Below are 21,444 nucleotides of genomic sequence, written 5' to 3'. Positions count from 1 at the left end.
ACTGGCTAGCGTTTCTTTAACGTCGCGGCAAGGTCGAATGGTGTTGCCTGATACAGATCATTTATCCAATTGCTGATAAGCAAAAAGGCAAAAGGCCGCCAGAAGTTGACTGGTGTTTTGGTAACATCATCATTAGGAAAATAATGTTCAGGAAGAGCGGTTTCTTTACCTTCAGCAGTATCACGGTGAAATTCATCACCCAACGTAGCAGCATCATATTCCAGATGGTTCAGAACAAACAGGTCACCTGTTGCCGCATCACGTACCATACCAACGCCGCACTCATCTCCTTCGGCGAGTATCTGCAATCCTGCTTTTTCCAAGTCTTCGGGATGGTTCATAGTATATCGTGAAATCGGCATCGGGAAGTTATCAGTAAACCCATTCATCAGACGACCCGATAAGTCATTGAGCCGATGTTCAAAAATACCAAACAGTTTTTTATCCATTTCATATTTTGGCACATCATGAAAATGATGCAACAAAGCCTGGGCACCCCAGCAAATACCAAGCCGCCGAAAACAATGTGAACGTGACCATTCCATTATTTCGGTCAATTCCTGCCAATAGGTCACATCAGTAAAGGGTAAGGTTTCAACTGGCGCACCAGTAACAATTAATGCATCAAAATAATCATCACGAACATCATCTAATTGACGGTAAAAACGTCGCATATAACCTGGCTCAGTATTGCGCGGCGTATAGCTGGCAGTGGTCATTAGAATCATTTCGACTTGCAACGGTGTATTGCCGAACAGTCGTGCAAACTGAATTTCGGTGTCTTTTTTCTTTGGCATCAAATTTAGCAATAAAAGACGCAACGGGCGAATATCCTGCTGCATCGCCAGTTCTTGCGGGATAATATCTACCGCTTCAGCGTTGAGCGTTTCTATAGCCGGCAAATTATCTGGCACTTTAATTGGCATTTTTTCTCCTAAGCGCTTGCAGTCACTCATGCCTTAAACATTTATAATTCAGGTGGCCGTTTTGGCCAGACTAACAAGTTATCAAGTTTAACAAACTATAAGACCAATATAATGAAAAGCTCTAAAAAGGTAGGACGTCAGTCTAGCGTGAACGTGCCATTGTTGAAAACAGCCCCATCGCCATACGTTTGCCAGTTGTCATTACAGCCTTAACTGGCGCTGTCATCTTTGGAATCTGGCCAATGTCACGTAACCGACGATCAAGAAAAGCCTCAGTCGCAGTCATCGAACCTGAATTATCCGCCAGCCATGCCAGCAATGTCGCGCTGTAGACGCCTGCCAATGACGCGCGTTTAGTATAGAATGAAAAATCAGTGTCACGCTGACCTGCGGCGCGCCACATGGCATCAACCGTACGATATAATGCTTTCGCCGAAGCTGGCGTATTAGAAGGAACCGCCAGCACCGCAAGTCCGCGCCGGATTGCCTCTTTATGCAGATTAGCGTGTTCCAAGCGCAATAGAATAAGCGTCCGTATCATTAAATGAATTTTTTCAGGACGATCTGCCATTGTCGCAAACTTATCAGTCATGGCCGCATCGGCCAGCGCAGAATGCATCAAAATGGCATCAACGGCTCCATTGGGAAATAGTTCATCAACAACAGCCGAGTCCATCCCTATATCCGACGCACCCGCCACCAAAACATCACGCCCCCACCCATCAAAAGGAACATGCAACAAGGCTGCTTCAAGAATTGCTGCCGCATCTTTAGACGGCGACTCACCTACAGAATCGGGACTCATTTTCCTATCTTCCCTATTTTTTGTTATCACTATATCCGTTACTTGACGGAAAATATCTCTTTCAGCCTTATATATAGGTGTTTTTGCGAATGTTTCCAGCATCTTTGGCTGGATATAAAGCACAACCATGCAAAGGCTTTACAAGCTAAACATCGCTATGATAGAAGTTCTTTCCGCTCAAAACGGAAACCAGATATCTTTGAAAGGATGTGAAAGACGTGTACGTCACCGTTAGAGACAATAATGTGGATCAAGCCCTGCGTGTTCTGAAAAAGAAAATGCAGCGCGAAGGTGTATTCCGCGAAATGAAAAATCGCCGGTCATACGAAAAGCCATCAGAGCGCCGTGCGCGCGAAGCCGCTGAGTCGACCCGCCGTGTGCGCAAACTCATGCGTAAGCGCCTAGAGCGTGAAGGCTATTAGAACCCTTCACCATCTGCTATGAGCCTATAACCAAACAGGCCATAGCCTTAAATAGATCCCATTAATACCGAAAGCCGCCTATTAGGCGGCTTTTGTTATGGGTATTGTTTATGGAGAATAATTAGTCCAGCGACTGCACAACTTCTTCACACATCTTTTTGGCGTCACCAAACAACATCATCGTATTGTCACGGAAAAAAACATCATTCTGCACGCCCGCATAGCCCGATGCCATTGACCGCTTGATAAACAAAACTGTCTTGGCAAGTTCGACATCCAGAATAGGCATGCCATAAATGGGTGATGATGGATCCGTTTTTGCCGCCGGATTGGTCACATCATTGGCACCAATCACAAAGGCAACATCGGTCTGTGCAAAATCACGGTTGATTTCTTCCAGTTCCAGCACATCTTCATAAGGCACATTGGCCTCAGCCAACAACACATTCATATGCCCCGGCATACGCCCTGCAACCGGATGGATCGCATAACGCACTGTCACACCGCGCGCTTTCAACATATCGCCCATTTCACGCAAAGCATGCTGAGCCTGAGCCACCGCCATGCCATAGCCAGGCACAATAACCACTGAATCCGCATTTTCCATTATAAAGGCAGCATCCTCAGCCGAGCCCTGTTTGACCGTCTTGTCACCGTCACTGCTACTTGCTGCGGCCACGGCATCATCGCCACCAAAGCCGCCCAGAATAACATTGAAAAATGACCGGTTCATGCCTTTACACATGATATAGGATAAAATCGCCCCAGACGCGCCGACAAGCGCACCAGTGATAATCAATAATGGGTTGCCAAGGGTAAAACCGATGCCGCACGCCGCCCATCCCGAATAGGAATTAAGCATCGACACCACAACCGGCATATCAGCCCCACCAATAGGGATAATAATCAATATCCCAAGCACCAAAGCGGCGGCAAAAATAGCCCAAAACAGTGCGTCATCATTGGTCATCACCAGCATGGCAATAGCGGCGAGCAAACCAAGGCCAATCACAAGATTCAGCATATGTTGGCCGGTAAAGGTAACAGGCTTGCCACTTACAATTCCTTGCAACTTACCAAAGGCAATGATCGAACCGGTAAAGGTGATCGCCCCGATTGCAAGCCCAAGTCCCATTTCGATCAAAGACCCCATACTGATCGCACCACGTGCACCTATCCCATAGGCTTCGGGATTAAAATAGGCAGCCGTGGCCACAAAACAAGCCGCCAGACCAACCAATGAATGAAACGCGGCTACAAGTTGGGGCAAGGCTGTCATCTGAATGCGCAAGGCCAAAACGGTGCCAATTCCGCCGCCAATTGCAATTGCCAGCACAATCAGACCATAGCTTTCAACCTGAGGCAGTGCCAATGTCGTGGTAACAGCAATGAGCATACCTGCCATACCAAAACGGTTACCGCGTCGGGCAGTTTCCGGTGATGATAAACCACGTAACGCCAAAATGAATAGAACGCCACTGACAAGATACAATAGTGAAGACATCGTCGCACTCATTTGCCAGCACCCTTTTTCTTGCCTTTGAACATCGCCAGCATCCGCTCAGTCACTATAAAACCACCAAAGATATTAACCGAGGCCAGAATGACTGCCAAAAAACCCATAATCTGTGCAAAATTGGATTCAGCCGGTCCGGCGGCAATCAATGCCCCAACCACAATCACCGAAGAAATCGCGTTGGTCACACCCATCAGCGGCGAATGCAAAGCTGGAGTAACCGACCAGACAACATAATATCCAATAAAACAGGCAAGTACTAAAACTGTTATCCCAAACAAAAGTGGGTCAATACCTGTATGCACAGCCATATCAACGGCTTTTTGACTTGTATCGGTTAGTGACATCAATAGGCTCCTCTCAACTCGTTGGGGCTAGCTAGTGACCGACGGATGCACAAGCTGTCCAGCTTCCGCCACCAATGATCCGGCAATAATCTCGTCGTCTTTATTAATCATCAGTTCGCCCTCTTCCTTGTCCCATAGCAAACCGACAAAATTCATCAGATTACGGGCATAGAGGCTGGACGCGTCTTTAGGTAAGCGCCCTGGCATGTTGCAATGACCAACAATGGTGACATCGTTGACTTTGACAATCTCATCCGGCTTGGATAGGGCACAATTACCACCTTGCTCAACCGCCATATCGACAATGACTGAACCCGACTTCATTGAGGCAACCATATCTGCAGATATTAATTCGGGTGCGGGGCGCCCGGGAATCAGCGCAGTGGTAATAACAATATCCATGGCGCGGATCGTATCTGCAATCAATGCACTCTGTTTGACTTGATACTCGGCGCTCATCGCTTTGGCGTAACCACCATCGGTTTCAGCCTGTTTGAATTCTTCATCCTCAACCGCCACGAATTTACCACCCAACGACTCAACCTGCTCTTTTGCAGCTGGCCGTACATCGGTGGCGCTGACAATGGCACCAAGCCGTTTGGCCGTAGCAATTGCCTGAAGTCCAGCAACACCAGCCCCCATGACCAACACTCTAGTGGGCGGAATTGTGCCAGCAGCGGTCATCATCATCGGAAACGCACGGCCAAATTCATAGGCCCCTTCGATTACCGCACGATATCCTGCCAGATTCGATTGGCTAGACAAAACATCCATCGATTGCGCGCGCGAAATTCGTGGCACTAACTCAAGTCCGAAAACGGTTGCCCCCGTTTTCGCAATAGCTTCGTTTCGCTTGGCATCCACATAGCCTTCAAATAGGCTCAATATGATTGTGTTCTTCGCGATCAGAGCGGTTTCATCAATGTGCGGCGGACGAACTTTGAACACAAGATCGGCCTTTGCATAACCATCTTTCGCCGTTTTTATGATCTTGGCACCTGCCTCTACAAACGCAGCATCATCATATGATGAAAAGGTACCAGCCCCAGTTTGAACGGTTACGTCCAACCCTTGGGCAACTAGTTTTGATATGGTTTCGGGTACTACCGCACAGCGTGTTTCGCCAGGTGTTACTTCAGCAGGAACAAAAAGAATAGGCATATAAAATCCTTGTTATTGTCTAGTGTTCATTACTCCCTTTATAAGCACTTAGACGTTATAGCCAGAACTTTATATCTAATAACTTTAAAAAATAATAGGCCTTTTATAAAAGACCTTCTGGAATATCGGCAAACTTGGCTGCTTCGGCTTGTCGTTTGGCCAGCTTATTGACATCAAAATCATCAATCAAATCATGGAACAGATTGTGCCAATTAACCTCGGCACCCAGATGCATGAATACTGATCCAAGCCCTACTGCGGCCCGATCCATCAGCACAAATTCACGCGGAGGCTTAATGCCTCCTATACGTTTGAGTTCCTGATGAACCTTACCAGCCAGCTCACGACCAGCCTTGCCATTACGCATTTCCTGAATGGGGCGCACTTTATCTTCGAGAAGCGGCGCATAGATAAATTCAGCCCACATATTCAAAACCGAGATCGCTTCATTATCAAGACCCGTAAAGCCCCAGCGTTCATAGGCATCAACCGCCTGATCACGGTTCTGGTCACGCAACGCTTTATACAATTCAATAACGCCAGCAACAAATTGTGGGCGGAATAGGCGTATCGAGCCAAAATCCATCAAATTGATCGTGTTATCATCACGTAGTGAATAATTACCCAAATGTGGGTCACCATGAATCACACCATAGTAATAAAATGGTACATACCAGACCCGGAACATGTTCTTGGCAATTTCATTGCGCGTTTCTTGGCTTGGGGCTGTCTCAAGAAAGGGCATAACACGGGTGCCCTCGAGCCAACTCATTGTCAATAAACGGCCGGATGATAATTCAGGAACATATTCAGGCAAGGTGACAACGGCTTCATCGCGCAACATATAGCTATAAAGCCGTAGGTTGGCAGCTTCACGTCTATAATCGAGCTCTTCTTTCAGACGGTCGGATAATTCGTCATAAATATCGCGGGTCGAGATTGCTGAGTCATAACGTTCATAGAGTTGAAAGAGAAGTTTAAGTTGGCGCAAATCAGCCTCAATCGCTGATTGCATATCAGGATATTGTAATTTGACTGCCAGTTTGTCACCATCCAACGACGTCGCCTGATGTACCTGACCTAGCGATGCCGCTGAAACAGCATCCCTTGAAAAACTGGTGAATTTTTCCTGCCAGTCCGCGCCAAGTTCCGACGCCATTCGCCGACGTGTAAACAGCCAACCCATGGCCGGGGCATCAGCCTGAAGGCTTGCTAGCTCATCCGCATATTCAGGCGGCAAGGCATCGGGGATAGTTGATAGAATTTGCGCCACTTTCATGATCGGACCTTTCAGCCCACCAAGTGCTTTGCGCAAATCAGCAGCATGTTTGCCACGATCAATATCAAATCCTAAATATCGTTCGCCAGCCACGCGTGCAGCTAAACCGCCCATTGTCGATGTGACCTGGGCATAACGGCGAAGCCGCCCGCCAAACTGTCTTTCGCGGTCAGGTGAACTATTATCTTCAGATGTCATTATGCCAGACTTTCTAACTCATCAATCATATTACTAATCATATCAAGGCCGGTTGACCAAAAGGCCGGATCACCTGCATCAAGACCAAACTTGGCTAGCGCCACATCATAGCGTTCAGTACCGCCTGCGCTAAGCAGGGCTTTATATTTGGTTACAAAACTAGCTTCATCGTCATTGGCAAGCGCAGTCTGATAATTCTGCCACAGAGCATTCACCAGACAATCACCAAAGGCATAGGCGTAAACATAGAATGGTGTATGCACAAAATGTGGCACATAACTCCAGACAGGGCGATAGTCATCACCCATCTTGACTCCCTGTCCCAAAGCGGCACGCTGGGTTTCCATCCAGATATCTGAAATCTCTTCGGGCATCAATTCGGATGAACGACGCGCATCATGCAAGGCTGATTCAAAATTATGAAAGGCGATCTGTCGTACCACTGTATTAAGCATGTCTTCGACCTTGCCAGCCAGCAACACGCGTCGTGCCGATGGATTTTCCGTTGAATCCAGTAACCGACGAAACGCCAGCATTTCGGCAAAAACCGACGCCGTTTCTGCAAGCGTAAGGGGCGTATCCGACATCAGATAACCTTTATCAGCCGCAAGGCATTGGTGAACACCGTGCCCCATTTCATGCGCCAAAGTCATCACATCACGCGCTTTACCTGAAAAATTCATCAGAATATAGGGATGTGCTGACGGCACTACCGGATGTGAAAACGCACCAGACGATTTTCCAGAACGCGGCGACGCATCAATCCAGTTATTGTCAAAAAATGGCTTCGCAACCGTTGCCATGTCCTGATCAAAACCACCAAAAGCACCAAGCACAATATCACGGGCTTCCTGCCATGAAAAATCGCGATCATCATCTGTTTGAAGCGGTGCATTACGATCCCACCAGTCAAGCTGGCTTTGCCCCATCCAGCTTGCTTTCAGACTGTAGTAGCGATGCGACAAATCGGCATTACGTTCATTAACAGCATGAACCAGCGCATCGACAACATTGTCATCGACATCATTGGCAAGGTTGCGTGACGCCACTGGTCGGCCAAACCCACGCCAGCGATCTTCAATTTCCTTATCCTTGGCAATCGTATTTATAATCAGAGATAAAAGACGTTCATTTGCTTTGAGTGTATTAGATAGTGACAGGCCAGCTTCCTTGCGATGTGCAGCGTTGGCACTAGACAGCATATCAAGAATTTCGGCTTCGGTGACTTCATCGCCCTGAAACGTAAAACGCATCGCCGTTGCTGTTTCATCAAACAGGCGCACCCATGCCCCACGACCTGTTGGCCCCTGTTCAGCCAGCATCTTTTCCATATCAGCTGAAAGTTGATATGGCGCCATCGCACGAACCCGGCGAATCCATGGTGCCCAATGCGCAAGATTGGGCGTTTCCATTGCCCAATTCATATGCGCATCATCAAACGTTGCAATCTCAAGCTCGACAAACAGCAATTGTGCGCCAATTTCCGCACCCGCTTCGCGCATCGACTGATGATGTTTAGCAATATTGGCATCAGCTGTATTGGCGGCAAATAGCAATTGTGCATGACTTTGCACCCGACCTAGCCGTTCGATAATCATTTCATAACGGCTGATAACCTCAGCCAGTTCAGCGCCCGTGGCCTTGTCAAGTTTGCCTTCCCATTGTTTTTGCAACAAGACACTGTCTTTGCGGCATGAACTGATATCTGACCCAATGCGTTTGTCATCAATATCGGTATATAGATCACTTAGATCCCAAACGGGGCTATTGTCTAACATCGTATATCTCTCCCGAATTGGTCTCTAAAAACCGCGAAGTTATGTCCTGAGACAGATTATCCTGCCTTCGTTCAAGATTGGATATGGGCATAAGCCGCCAACAACACAAGTCACGCCATGACATGCTATTTATTAATCTTGTATTATTTTAGATGCAGTTCATCTTTGGCACAGTATTTTTTGATTCAAAAGATCAACAATGTCTTGGTAATGTTTTTAATTATAGACAGAACCATATGTCTGATTAACAAGCTTGCCAAACCAGAATATCTACGATAACTTAATGATGCTTAACACATGGTAGGGGAGAGTCCAGCCGCCTGTTAATCTGTATAATCCGCAGAACAGTCGAAGTTGGCACCGAAGGAGCAACACCCCACTAAACTCTCAGGTACCAGTACTTTATCATGTAAGCACTCTGGAAAGTGGCACGGCAGTGCTCACCGACGGGGACAACCATAATGACGCGAAGCATTTGCGTCACATGGCTAATCTCTCAGGTTACAGCGACAGAGGGGGTTCATTATCGAGTGATCGATATATGAATCTTTTTGTAGCTGAAACTGGGAATGCCAAAAGTGGATAATCGTAAAACTACATTATTTGATTTTCATGTTGCCGCAGGTGCCCGTATGGTGCCGTTTGCTGGCTGGGATATGCCTGTGCAATATCCATCAGGAATCAAAGCCGAACACATAGCTACACGGACGACATGCGGCTTATTTGATGTTTCGCATATGGCGCAGATCTCCTTTGAGGCATCTGAAGATGGGTCTGCTGTTGAAACCATGCTCGCAAAACTTACACCCACTGATCTTGGCCTGATTGGCGAAGGTCGAGTGCGGTATTCGATGTTCCTTGATGACAATGGTGGTGTTTTGGACGATTTGATGATCGCCAGACTTGATGGTCGTTTGCAACTGGTCGCCAATGCTGGCCGTGCCGATCACGACATCGCCCACCTTAAAGCGCATCTTGGCGAAAACATAAGCATGACTGTCCATGACGAACTATCGTTAATTGCCCTGCAAGGGCCAAAGGCAGCTTCCGTGCTTCAGGATCTAGGCATCGCGCTTGATGTCGATATGGCTGACTTTAATTTTATGGATATCCGTCATGCCACTTTAATGGGCACCAAAGTTACTTTAACCCGTTCTGGCTATACGGGTGAGGACGGATTTGAAATTTCCATCCCGAATGAGGCTATCATTGACATCACTACAGCACTAGCCGCGCATAACGATGTGCATCTGGCTGGACTTGGTGCGCGAGATACACTTCGCATGGAAGCTGGTTTGCCTTTATGGGGTCATGAACTCAGCGAAACTATTAATCCGGTCGAAGCGGGGCTTGGCTTTGCTGTGTCAAAACGGCGGCGCGAAGCTGGTGATTTCCCCGGTGCCAAACATATTCTGGCTGATCTGAACAATGGCGCAGGACGCAGACTGGTCGGGTTATTGCCTGAAGGTAAAAGGCCAGTACGTGATGGCACTATTTTGAAACATGGGGATGCAGAAGATGAAATCGAGATTGGATTCGTATCTTCTGGTGGCTTTGCCCCAAGCCTTGACGCCCCTGCCGCGATCGGATTTGTCAGTACTGAATTTGCACATTCGGGCACCCGCCTGATGGCCGATACGCGCGGCAAACCTACCCCCATTATCGTGGCCGATCTGCCACTTGTGCCGCATCGATTTTACCGCGGCTAATTTATAACCAGTAAAGGAGTCCCCCATGATTAAATATAGCGAAGACCATGAATGGATTGACCTGAATGGCGATACCGGCACTGTCGGCATCTCGCCACACGCAATCGAGCAACTAGGTGATATTGTGTTTATTGAGCTCCCCGATGTTGGCATAAATGTCGATAAGGGCGATGCTGTTGCGGTTTTTGAATCGGTAAAAGCCGCCTCCGATATCTACAGCCCTGCATCAGGTGAAATCATCGAGGTCAATACGGCCCTGCTTGACGATCTTTCAGCAATCACTCCCGAATCCGCGATGGATTGCTGGCTGTTCAAAGTCAAAGTCAACGATGCCAGCGATCTGGACGAGATGATGGACGACGACGCTTACCAAGCAATGATTGCATAATTTTATCCAAGAGGAGTCTGACATGTCCCCCATAAATGTCACCAACATGCCACATGGCACCCCACAAGCTGCATTTCAAACACGCCATATAGGCCTGAATGATGCTGATTCGAAAATAATGTTGCAGACGCTAAATGTTGCAAATATTGATGCGTTTTTGAACGAGGTGATACCTGCCAGCCTATTGCGCAAAGATAATATGAAAATTGATCCGGCACTATCCGAAGCTGAGGCACTTAACAAACTATATGCACTGGCCAAACAGAACCAGATCAAGACGTCGTTAATTGGCATGGGATATTATGACTGTCATACACCGCCAGTGATACAGCGAAATGTGCTGGAAAATCCAGCATGGTACACTGCTTATACACCTTACCAACCAGAAATTTCGCAAGGCCGACTTGAAGCTATTCTGAACTTTCAGACAATGGTCACAGAGTTAACAGGCATGGACATTGCCAATGGCTCTTTGCTTGACGAAGCCACCGCCATTGCCGAGGGCATGGCACTTGCTTATCGTTCCAATCGTGGCAAAGCGAACATGTTCCTGGTTGACTCCGATACACATCCACAAACATTGGCTGTCCTGAAAACCCGGGCTGAACCGATTGGTATCAAGCTTGAAACATTTGACCTTGCCGATATTGATGGTGGCTTTGATGTTCCAGAAACTTGTTTTGGCGCCTTGTTCAGCTATCCATCGAGCACCGGTAAAATTGCCGATCTCACATCACCGATAGCGGCACTTCACGCGGCTGGTGCATTAGCTGTTGTAGCTACCGACTTGCTGGCACTGACGATGCTCAAAACACCCAGCAAAATGGGCGCGGATATTGTCGCTGGCAGTGCCCAGCGTTTTGGTGTTCCCTTTGGCTATGGGGGGCCACATGCAGCCTTCTTTGCCGTGACAACAAAATTGCAACGATCAATCCCGGGGCGTCTTGTTGGCGTATCTCAGGATGCAAATGGTCGTCCAGCCTATCGACTAGCCCTGCAAACACGCGAACAGCATATACGGCGTGAGAAGGCGACATCTAACATATGTACCGCACAGGTTCTGCTAGCGGTTATGGCTGGTTTTTATGGTTTATGGCATGGCCCCGAAGGATTGATCCGGATTGCCAGAAACACACATAGTCTTGCCTGTTGCTTTGCCAGTGCCATGCAAAAATCAGGTCGCATTATCCGACATGAGACGTTTTTCGATACGGTTACCATCGAAGCGGCTGATGACGCCGACGCTCTGGTCACAGCGGCTCTGGATGCTGGCTTTAATATTCGCAAGCTGGATGGCGCGATCGCGGTCAGCTTTGACGAAACCAGCAATGATGATGCGCTTGCCGATATTCTGGTTGCGCTTGGCGCTAGGGTTGATGCAGATCAGCCAGCCACCACCATCCCCGATAATCTGCGCCGAAATGATAGCTTTATGCAGCATCCGGTGTTCCATGCCTATCGCACCGAAACCGAGATGCTACGCTATATGCGCCGCCTTGCCGATCGTGATCTGGCGCTTGACCGCTGTATGATTCCGCTTGGGTCATGCACAATGAAACTGAACGCAACGGCAGAAATGATGCCGGTCACATGGCCTGAATTTGCCAAGATACATCCTTATGTTCCTGCGGATCAGGCCACCGGATACAAGCAGATGATCGACGAGTTGGAGCAGATGCTGGCTGCATGTACGGGCTATGCCGCCGTATCGCTTCAGCCCAACGCCGGTTCACAAGGTGAATTTGCCGGTCTGCTGGCAATCAAGCGTTATCATGAATCGCGTAATGAAGGTCATCGTAATATCTGCCTGATCCCGTCTTCTGCACATGGCACGAATCCGGCCTCGGCCGCAATGGCTGGCATGAAAGTGACCGTGGTTAAATGTGATGATGACGGCAATGTCGATATCAATGATCTACAGGCCAAAATAGATGCCCATCGTGATGCCATCGCGGCGATTATGGTAACCTATCCGTCAACGCATGGCGTATTTGAAGAATCAATCACCGACATATGTTCGATGGTGCATGATGCGGGCGGTCAGGTATATGTTGATGGTGCCAATCTGAATGCCCTTGTCGGACATTGCTCTTTGCCGCAGTTTGGTGCTGATGTGAGTCACCTCAATCTGCATAAGACATTCTGCATTCCGCATGGCGGTGGCGGCCCCGGTGTTGGCCCGATAGGCGTAGCGGCACATCTGGCAGAATTTCTGCCTGGCTCACCGCTTGGCGGTAACAGTCCTGTAAGCGCAGCGCCCTTTGGTTCGGCGGGCATTCTGCCAATCACCTATGCCTATATTGCGATGATGGGTCCTGATGGGCTGAAGAATGCGACAAGCACAGCCATTCTATCAGCCAATTATATCGCGGCACGTCTAGGTAAACGCTTTCCGGTGCTCTACACCGGGTCAAAGGGACGCGTTGCTCATGAATGCATTATCGATGTTCGAGGTTTTCAGGACAGCGTTGGCATTTCGAATGAGGATGTCGCCAAACGGCTGATCGATTTTGGCTTCCATGCCCCAACCATGTCGTTTCCGGTGGCTGGCACCTTGATGATCGAGCCAACCGAGTCTGAATCTCTGTCTGAAATAGACCGTTTCTGCGACGCCATGCTGGCGATTGCCGATGAGATCGACATGGTTGCTTCAGGTACATGGCCTGCCGATGACAATCCGTTGGTCAATGCCCCGCATACTGATGATGATATGCTAGCAGACGAATGGACACACCCCTATAGCCGCCGGGAAGCTGGCAACCCAGCTGGCAACCATCAGCAAAATAAATATTGGCCACCTGTCGGGCGTGTCGATAATGCCTTTGGTGATCGCAATCTGATCTGTTCATGTCCAACACCTGACGAATGGGATCAAGCGGCTGAATAGCTCACTTCCATTAGATCAAATACCAAAAAGCCGAGGTTAACATCTCGGCTTTTTTAATTACCAAACAAAGCCAGTGTTTCGGCGCGGGTGGCAGGGGTACAACTTTGCGCCAGCTGGCGCACAAGCGCTGCATTATCTGGTGCCAAGGTGCCATCTTTGAGATATAGATTATTTTCAAAACCAACGCGGCAATGGCCACCAGCCGCGATTGCCGCCTGCATCGCATCAAATTCGCGATAACCAAAAGCACAAACCGACCAGCTGGCAAAATCCGATAAATCATCCTTGATGAAATGTTGCAGATCATCTGGGTCTGATTGGAAATTTGCTGCATAACGCCCCAGAACCAAAAGCACATGATGTTTGCCAGATGATCCAGAAGGCAGAATGCCATCAGCAACCGCCCTCTTAAAACTTGCCATATTTTCAGCCGAATATAGGATATGCTGAACATGAATATTCTGTGCATGCGCCTGATGATAAAAATCACGCGCGTAAGCCATAGCGTTCGCGCTGGCATCACCCGTCATTTCACCAAACCCCACTGAAACAAAATCTGGCTTAACCGTAAAAACAATGTCGGCTTGTTCTTGCGGATTATAGCGGCCAACAGCTTCGGTGGTGATCTGTATCAGCATCTCAGGCACCGCACTTCGCATAGCATCAAGCAGGGATATATAGCGTTCGGCATCCAGCACATGCGCACCATTTTCATCACGGACATGCGCGTGCAAAATGCTGGCACCCGCATCAAAACAGGCCTTGGCAGCGGTAACAGTTTCCGCGATTGTTACAGGCAATGCGGGATGATCCGATTTTTGTTTGCGGGCGCCATTTGGTGCCACCATGATGATCGTAGGCTGAGTCATGAAAAATCTTTCTATCAAACGCTGTTCTGTGCAGGATGATAGGATTACCTCCAACAAAATGCTAGCATGACATGGGCAAACGATGGCGCGAAGCCCGATTTCATCAAGCCAATACCTGATAAAGAATGTTGAGACACTCATATGCGTAATCTTCAAGCCCCTGGTCGTTCTCCTGTCATTGCACCAAACGGTATGGCAAGCACATCACATTCACTGGCGACTGAAGCCGCCGTTGCAATGCTTCGTTCAGGTGGTAATGCAATGGATGCGGCGCTAACGGCATGCGCGGTGCAAGCTGTTATTGAGCCGGGATCTACTGGCATTGGCGGTGACTGTTTTTGTCTTTATGCGCCTGCTGGTAGCACGAATATTGTCGCTTTCAATGGCTCAGGCCGGGCACCTTTAAAAAACAATCTAAGCTGGTTTCAAGAGCAAGGCATCACCAAAATCACCCAGACTATGCCGCATGCCGTCACCATCCCAGGTGCAGTTGACGCATGGTTCCAGCTCAACCGTGATCATGGGCAGAAATCGCTAGCTGATATTTTGCAACCTGCCATTAACTATGCACGGGATGGCTATCCAGTTGGTCAGCGTATCGCTTTTGATTTTGCTGCTGCATATGACGTTATAAAAAGTGACCCTGATACAGCCGCCCTGTTCTTAAATAACGGAGAGCCCTATAAAATAGGACAACGCCATCACCAACCAGCTTTGGCAAAAACGCTTGAAACAATTGCCGCACACGGACGAGATGGCTTTTACAAAGGTGCGGTCGCAGATGATATTCTGGGCAAACTGAACAGTCTAGGCGGGCTTCATACTCAGGCTGATTTTGATACAGCTATTGGTGATTATGTAACACCGATAAAAACCCGCTACCGTGATTATGATATCTGGGAATGCCCACCAAACGGTCAAGGTGTTTTTGCCTTATTGCTTCTAAATATCATGGCACAAATTCCAACCTTTGGTGATAATCCGCTTACCCCCAAACGTATCCATCACGAAATTGAGGCCGGTCGGCTGGTCTATCGTGACCGATCACTTTACCTTGGGGATCCTGCCTTTGGGTCCATTCCGGTCGAAGAATTGCTAAGCTCCGAATATGCTGACACGCTTCGTGCGGCGATCAATCCTGACATCGCGACAGCGCCTTTGCCTGATTTATCGCTTCCACCCCACAAAAGCACCGTCTATATCAGTGTGGTTGATAAAGACCGGAATGTATGCAGCCTGATCAATACCGTTTTTCATGGATTCGGGTCGGGAATTCTGGCACCTAAATCAGGTGTTTTGTTACAAAATCGCGGCATGGGGTTTGTGCTTGACCCAACACACCCAAATTGTATTGCCCCGGGGAAACGTCCACTTCATACAATCATCCCCGGCATGGCAACATATAATGGTAAAGCCGTCATGCCCTTTGGCGTTATGGGTGGCGATTATCAGGCCTTTGGCCATATGCAGTTTCTGACGCGCCTGCTTGATTATGGCATGGATGTACAACAGGCGCAGGACATACCTCGATTTTTTGCTAATCCACATGAAAATTTTGTTGAAGTCGAAAATACAATTGCGTCGGATACCCGCGAAGCACTTATTAAAATGGGGCATAATATCGTCGAAGCCAAAACGCCGATTGGTGGATCACAAGCTATCTGGATCGATGAAAAGGAAGATATGCTACATGGGGGATCAGACCCACGCAAAGACGGTTGTGCAATTGGCTACTGATATATGCTGATCAATATGGGGCTTGGCGAACTGGCAGAAATCAAACAGAAATTCATAGGCCACCCTAGCTGATTGTGATAATAACAGCATAGTATGATTAGATAGTGACAAATGCACATGATGTGCATTTTAACGCCTTACAGGTAACCCTATGCCAACAAAGATGACTATCAACACATTCACCGCGCTGAAGGCTGAACGAAAAATTGTCTGCCTAACAGCCTATTCGGCACCCATGGCAGCCATTCTAGATGCACATTGTGATCTGCTGCTTGTTGGTGACTCGGTGGCGATGGTGCTTTATGGCATGGACAATACCCAAGGCGCTGATATTCAGATGATGGTTCGTCATGCTCAAGCCGTCATGCGTGGCACAAAACAAGCACTTGTTGTTGTCGATTTACCTGCTGGCAGTTACGAGACCAGCCCTGAACAGGCTCTTACAACAGCCACTCAAATCATACAGGAAAGCGGCGCCGACGCTATAAAGCTGGAAGGTGGCGCCCTTCTAAAGCCCCATATAAAATTGCTGGTCGAAAATGGCATTCCCGTCATGGGGCATATTGGGCTATTGCCGCAAAAAGCATCCTCGGCAAGCATGTACCGGATCACCGGAAAAACTGACGACGAAGCTGCATTGCTTCATGCCGACATGCATGCGCTCGTTGACGCAGGCGTCTTTGGCATCGTGATGGAAGGCATTATCGAACCGGTCGCCAAAGACATCGCTACCGCTTGTTCTGTTCCAACAATTGGCATTGGTGCCTCGACTGTCTGTGATGGGCAGATACTGGTGACTGATGACATGGTGGGTCTATTTGATAAATTTGTCCCCACTTTTGTGCGCCAATTTGGCAAGCTTAATCCAGCTATTACCGAATCTGTCAGCGCCTATCGAGCGGCAGTGATTGACGGTAGCTTTCCTAGCAACGAGCATTTGTTCTGGCCCAAAGTTGAAAAGTGATTCACAAACGGACAATAGACTATGACCCAACTGATCACCGATAAACCGACGCTTGCAAGCCTGTTGATACAATGGCGTCAGCACGGTGAATCAAGTGCCTTAGTGCCAACGATGGGGTCTATTCATGCTGGACATCTTGCCCTAATACAAACTGCCCGCACATTGGCAGATCATGTAATAGTGACAATCTTTGTAAATCCAACACAATTTGCCAAGGGCGAAGATTTTGAACTCTATCCCCGCACGCTTGATGCTGATATGGCGGCCATACAGACGGCAGGTGGTGCCGATGTGATTTTCGCGCCACAAACCATGTATGCGCCTGATCATGCGACAAATATCATACCTGCTGGCGTTGCGTTGGATCTTGAAACCGAACAGCGCCCACATTTCTTTACAGGTGTTGCGACTATTGTCATGAAGCTGTTCATGCAGGTGCCAACTGACATTGCCATTTTTGGTGAAAAAGATTACCAGCAACTTGCGGTGATCCGGCAGATGGTTCGCGATCTTGATGTGCCTGTCGATATTATCAACCACCCAACCGTACGTGAGCATGATGGGCTGGCCTTATCATCCCGCAACAGCTATCTGACAGCTGATCAGCGTGAGCTAGCCCCCTTGCTATATGCCACATTATGCGATGTTGCAGGTGATATTCATGATGGCCATGATCCATCATCACGCATCGATATGGCCATTAACAAGTTAGTCGGTGCGGGTTTTGACAATATTGATTATTTTGAACTGCGTGATGGCAATAATTTGGCAACGGTTAAAACACCTGAGCCAGAAAACCGTCTGCTGATAGCTGCCCGGCTTGGGGAGACGCGCCTGATTGATAATATTGCCCTTGGACGTCATACATGATTAAACTTAAAGATATTATCAATTTTGATGCCTGTCCGCTAACCACTTCAAGTTTTCGTGATGCGTGCCGTGACCAGCTTAATCGTGATGGTGTATTGGCGCTACCAGACTTTTTACATCATACCGCAATTAATACGCTTGTTGAGGAGGCCGAAAGCCAAAAGCATTTGGCTTTCTACACCAGTGCGTCACACAATGTGTACCTAACCAAGCCTGATCTGGATTTGGGAGATGATCATGTATTTAACCGTCAGATCACCTCATCAAAAGGATGCATAACAACAGATCAGATTCCGACTGTTTCTGGTCTGCATATGGTTTATAATGCTGATATTTTTCGTGACTTTGCCTGTGCAGTGCTTGGCGAAGATATGCTTTATGAATATGCCGATCCTCTGTCATCCGTTAATGTACATTTTGCTGAAGACGGCAAAGAACTAGGTTGGCATTTTGATAATTCTTCTTTCGCCATCACTTTGCTTTTACAAGCACCCAAAGATGGCGGCGCGTTCGAATATGTTCGTGATCTGCGTGATGCCGATAAAGGCGAATTGAATTTCACTGGTGTCCAATCCGTGCTTGATGGCGATATAGTAGCCCAGCATCTAACGATGGCGCCCGGCACTTTGGTGATGTTTCGAGGACGTAATTCAATGCATCGCGTGACTCCCACCATTGGTGATATTTGCCGAATTCTGGTGGTGTTTGCCTATAACGCCGAACCCAATATCGCTTTATCTGAGGCCGCGCGTATGACTTTTTATGGTCGGTTAGACTAAAGCGCTAATTGTCTCACTAAAGCGCCATAAAAAACTGTAACCCTATACGCGCCTCACGGTTATTTTTACTACTTGCAAGATTGTGCCTTGCTTCGGCGTAGAGACGAAAATGTCCATACCCATCAAATAATTGCCAATCATAATAGCTAGCAATATTAAACTCACGCATAGCTGGTTTCAGATCAACAGATTGCGTTTCATATGTTACTGAACCAGCTTTTGTTCGGCCGACAGGGATGCGGTAATTCAGTTGTCCCTGTTCGATTGTGACTGGCTGGCTTAGGGCAAGACCTATCTTTGATTTATTGGAGAAGTTTGCTTGATCTACAGGCATTTCCGCACCGACTGTCCAGCTTGATGAAAAAATATTACTGGCACCAGTCAACAAGCTATTCTTTGTTTCGACTTCTGGCCTAGTCATGCCGCCAGCCAACTGGGCAAAGCCATTTAGCCCAAACAAATCACGATTATAATCAAAATTGATATAGGTGGTGGTACTTGATTTAACCTGCCCAAAACTGCCACTATGCCGATTGCCCAGAAATTCATTTTCTACCGTACCCATTCCAAATGTCAGCCGCGCCCTTTTACTCAGGTTAATCGGTAGGGCGACATGTTGTTCAGATTCAAAAAAGGCAGCATAATGATCCATAATTCCACCAGCACTGGCAACATTGCTACGGCGCGTATCTATTGGAAGGATGCGCGTTGTCAGATCAACGTAAAAATCCCGCTCAAATGTATCAAGAATCATAACTTCGCTAAGAGCTACAAATTGCGCTGGGCTGGCACCAGCAACCGCCACACCACCTGACACCGCCGTTACCGATCCCGATGTGCGCCCCGTTGTTGGGATTCCAACGGCGCCATATGGCCGGGTCGCCATTTCCATGTCCAACAAACCCTGACCATGTACTGTGACATCATAACCATCAACTGTCTTATCCGCTGTCACCAACAATAGCTTTGCCAGGTTTTTGCCCGACATATGCGGCCACATCTGATGCACCACCGCCAGCGCACCCGCGACCATTGGTGCTGCCATGCTGGTACCTGTCAGATAGGCGTAACCACCATTATGGTAAGTGCTGTAGATATAGGTGCCAGGTGCCATGATAAAGCTATCCTGAATTTTTGCGGCATCATGGCAACGACCATCATTCCAGGTCACACAAACATTGCCTGCCGCATTGCCTCGCAGAAACCTACCATCGGCATCCCAATTACCGACAATCAGCATCTGCCCATCTAGTATCAGTGACCCATTTTCGTCTGTAGCTGTGGCTAACTGGTTATGGCCAGCGCTATAAATGGTGCCATCATTGCCTGCCGCCTTGACCAGCACCTGATCAGATCCCAACGCCGCTTTCCACGCATAGGCTTCATCACGGCTGTTATAGTAACCATTGACGCCATGATAGGGATCACTGCTGTAGTAAGAACCATCACTCAGCTTCACAAGGGTGCTTTCAAAGCTATAATCCCGCCCATAAGCGGCGCTCATATTAATTGCGACAGCTCCCAAATCACGCCCCCATGCTGCCGCTTGGCGCGCGACCTGGAAACTATAGCTCCAACCACTTGTGACTTTGGCAATCGCCAGATCGGCATCAAAAGCAGCGCCATGCATACCAATATCATTCTTGACTGCTGCCACAATTCCTGCCACATGCGATCCATGGCCATTTGCATCGGTCAGTCCAGCACCCGAATAATCAATGCTGTATTTGATTTTGCCTGCTAGATCGATGTGACTTGCATCAATACCAGTATCGGCAATGACTATCAGGCTACCCTTGCCCGTCCAGCCACGTGCATAAGCGTTGCTAAAATGTGTAACGTCTAGCGGCGATGCGCCATAAGCATTGCCCCAATATTCCGCAGTTTCAAAATCGGATGGTTCAAGGCTGTCAGTGCTATCAGAACCGCCCTCATTCAGCGCATATGTACGAACACCAATAGCATTAACATCAAAGCGCTCTTCCTCGACTGCTGGCTCATCACTTACCGCCAGTCCGCCACCACCACCGCCACCGCCGCATCCAGATAGCAAGCACATCATAGTACACGCTAACGCAAGCCGCCAGATTGGCAACGGTATTTCAGGTAGTGTTATATATGGTTTTGCAGTTAGTAATTTTACAAAAACAAAAAGACGAGACACCACATAGGTATAATTTTTAAAGCAATTTGGGTACGCATGCATCAGCGTAATTTCTCCAGCCTTAGGGGCAATGACTAGAGAAAGTCGTAGTAGCATAGATAGAAAAAGTAAAATTTACGTTAATTACTAAATTTTATACAACTTATAGAATACATGCCAACTGGATAGGCCATTACGGTATGTTTCGTATGTTAATAAAAGTTTAATATATATTAAAATATTGTTTATACGTGATTATATATTTAGCTATTTTGAGAATTCATTAGCTAACTAGGCTGAGAATGAAATTATGATTTTAAATAAAATACAACCATTACGTTATTATATTTTGCGAATCGTTGGTTTTTCTTAGTTTTTTGTTAACCTTTCTAAAACAGAGTCCATATTGCCCGTATGCATGGTTATTTAAAATTGCAAATGTTGAAAAAAGGTAGCAACAAACCTGACCTAGTTAAAAAGATGACTGATTTGGTTACTAATTGATCATTTGCCTGATCAATCGCTTGGCAATAGATAACCAAACTGGCAGGGCAACGTCAGCGCGAATTTTAACATGCCTAATCACGGTCTGTGTGCATCAGTATGAAACCGATGGTGATCCCGGAGGGACTCGAACCCCCTACCTACAGATTAGGAATCTGTCGC

At 47.8% G+C, this 21,444-nt stretch carries 17 protein-coding genes and 1 riboswitch; of the genes, 8 read left to right on the top strand and 9 right to left on the bottom strand.

The window, feature by feature from the left end; translation table 11 throughout:
* Positions 1–5: 5 nt before the first annotated feature.
* Both metA and ABNT28_RS02595 read right to left on the bottom strand, forming a co-directional pair.
* Positions 6–926, bottom strand: a complete 921-nt coding sequence (metA, locus tag ABNT28_RS02600; protein WP_348720971.1) for a homoserine O-succinyltransferase — start codon at positions 924–926, stop codon at positions 6–8.
* A 142-nt stretch (positions 927–1,068) separates the two neighbouring features.
* Positions 1,069–1,731, bottom strand: a complete 663-nt coding sequence (locus tag ABNT28_RS02595; protein ID WP_348720970.1) for a COQ9 family protein — start codon at positions 1,729–1,731, stop codon at positions 1,069–1,071.
* 218 nt (positions 1,732–1,949) lie between these two features.
* Here ABNT28_RS02595 and rpsU point away from each other — a divergent pair, with 218 nt between their 5' ends.
* The gene (gene rpsU, locus ABNT28_RS02590; RefSeq protein ID WP_348720969.1) at positions 1,950–2,153 is read left to right on the top strand and encodes a 30S ribosomal protein S21; all 204 of its coding nucleotides are present in this window, start codon (positions 1,950–1,952) and stop codon (positions 2,151–2,153) included.
* Between the two features lie 121 nt (positions 2,154–2,274).
* Here the strand turns inward: rpsU and ABNT28_RS02585 are convergent, their stop codons facing one another.
* The 5 genes from ABNT28_RS02585 to ABNT28_RS02565 form a co-directional block, all read right to left on the bottom strand.
* Complete coding sequence (locus tag ABNT28_RS02585) at positions 2,275–3,669, bottom strand: NAD(P)(+) transhydrogenase (Re/Si-specific) subunit beta (protein WP_332923529.1); 1,395 nt, start codon at positions 3,667–3,669, stop codon at positions 2,275–2,277.
* Complete coding sequence (locus ABNT28_RS02580) at positions 3,666–3,980, bottom strand: proton-translocating transhydrogenase family protein (protein WP_332923530.1); 315 nt, start codon at positions 3,978–3,980, stop codon at positions 3,666–3,668. Before ABNT28_RS02580 ends, ABNT28_RS02585 begins: the two co-directional genes overlap by 4 nt.
* A gap of 63 nt (positions 3,981–4,043) precedes the next feature.
* Positions 4,044–5,177 (bottom strand): Re/Si-specific NAD(P)(+) transhydrogenase subunit alpha, encoded by a 1,134-nt coding sequence (locus ABNT28_RS02575; RefSeq protein WP_332923528.1) that lies wholly within the window; start codon positions 5,175–5,177, stop codon positions 4,044–4,046.
* Positions 5,178–5,280: 103 nt separating this feature from the next.
* Positions 5,281–6,654, bottom strand: a complete 1,374-nt coding sequence (locus ABNT28_RS02570; RefSeq protein WP_332923527.1) for an AarF/UbiB family protein — start codon at positions 6,652–6,654, stop codon at positions 5,281–5,283.
* Entirely contained in the window at positions 6,654–8,432 is a 1,779-nt protein-coding gene (locus ABNT28_RS02565; RefSeq protein ID WP_332923526.1) for a M3 family oligoendopeptidase, read from the bottom strand. The genes ABNT28_RS02570 and ABNT28_RS02565 overlap by 1 nt, the downstream gene beginning before the upstream one ends.
* A gap of 293 nt (positions 8,433–8,725) precedes the next feature.
* Positions 8,726–8,845: riboswitch (glycine riboswitch) on the top strand.
* A 165-nt stretch (positions 8,846–9,010) separates the two neighbouring features.
* On the opposite strand from ABNT28_RS02565, the gene gcvT reads away from it, so the two are divergent.
* From gcvT to gcvP, 3 genes are read left to right on the top strand one after another with little or no spacing between them, the layout of a single operon-like run.
* Positions 9,011–10,141 carry a glycine cleavage system aminomethyltransferase GcvT gene (gene gcvT, locus ABNT28_RS02560; RefSeq protein WP_348720968.1) on the top strand — a complete coding sequence of 377 codons (1,131 nt, stop codon included), beginning with the start codon at positions 9,011–9,013 and terminating at the stop codon, positions 10,139–10,141.
* A 25-nt stretch (positions 10,142–10,166) separates the two neighbouring features.
* Positions 10,167–10,529, top strand: a complete 363-nt coding sequence (gene gcvH, locus ABNT28_RS02555) for a glycine cleavage system protein GcvH (RefSeq protein ID WP_332923524.1) — start codon at positions 10,167–10,169, stop codon at positions 10,527–10,529.
* 22 nt (positions 10,530–10,551) lie between these two features.
* Entirely contained in the window at positions 10,552–13,416 is a 2,865-nt protein-coding gene (gcvP, locus tag ABNT28_RS02550) for an aminomethyl-transferring glycine dehydrogenase (protein ID WP_348720967.1), read from the top strand.
* Between the two features lie 53 nt (positions 13,417–13,469).
* Here the strand turns inward: gcvP and ABNT28_RS02545 are convergent, their stop codons facing one another.
* Positions 13,470–14,285 carry a 3-keto-5-aminohexanoate cleavage protein gene (locus ABNT28_RS02545; protein WP_348720966.1) on the bottom strand — a complete coding sequence of 272 codons (816 nt, stop codon included), beginning with the start codon at positions 14,283–14,285 and terminating at the stop codon, positions 13,470–13,472.
* A gap of 141 nt (positions 14,286–14,426) precedes the next feature.
* Between ABNT28_RS02545 and ggt the strand changes: the two genes are divergently transcribed.
* From ggt to ABNT28_RS02525, 4 genes are all read left to right on the top strand, one after another.
* Entirely contained in the window at positions 14,427–16,022 is a 1,596-nt protein-coding gene (gene ggt / locus ABNT28_RS02540) for a gamma-glutamyltransferase (RefSeq protein ID WP_348720965.1), read from the top strand.
* 151 nt (positions 16,023–16,173) lie between these two features.
* Entirely contained in the window at positions 16,174–16,986 is an 813-nt protein-coding gene (gene panB, locus ABNT28_RS02535; RefSeq protein ID WP_348720964.1) for a 3-methyl-2-oxobutanoate hydroxymethyltransferase, read from the top strand.
* Positions 16,987–17,007: 21 nt separating this feature from the next.
* Positions 17,008–17,856, top strand: coding sequence for a pantoate--beta-alanine ligase (gene panC, locus ABNT28_RS02530; RefSeq protein WP_332924716.1), 849 nt, complete (start codon positions 17,008–17,010; stop codon positions 17,854–17,856).
* Positions 17,853–18,635 (top strand): 2OG-Fe(II) oxygenase, encoded by a 783-nt coding sequence (locus ABNT28_RS02525; protein WP_348720963.1) that lies wholly within the window; start codon positions 17,853–17,855, stop codon positions 18,633–18,635. The genes panC and ABNT28_RS02525 overlap by 4 nt, the downstream gene beginning before the upstream one ends.
* Before the next feature lie 16 nt (positions 18,636–18,651).
* Here the strand turns inward: ABNT28_RS02525 and ABNT28_RS02520 are convergent, their stop codons facing one another.
* The gene (locus ABNT28_RS02520) at positions 18,652–20,697 is read right to left on the bottom strand and encodes a S8 family peptidase (protein ID WP_348720962.1); all 2,046 of its coding nucleotides are present in this window, start codon (positions 20,695–20,697) and stop codon (positions 18,652–18,654) included.
* Positions 20,698–21,444 lie beyond the last annotated feature (747 nt).

This window comes from uncultured Candidatus Puniceispirillum sp. (assembly GCF_963979125.1).
In the GTDB taxonomy this organism is placed as follows: domain Bacteria; phylum Pseudomonadota; class Alphaproteobacteria; order Puniceispirillales; family Puniceispirillaceae; genus Puniceispirillum.
The sequence above is the reverse complement of the archived record's forward strand: the minus strand, read 5'-3'. Positions and strand labels throughout refer to the sequence as shown.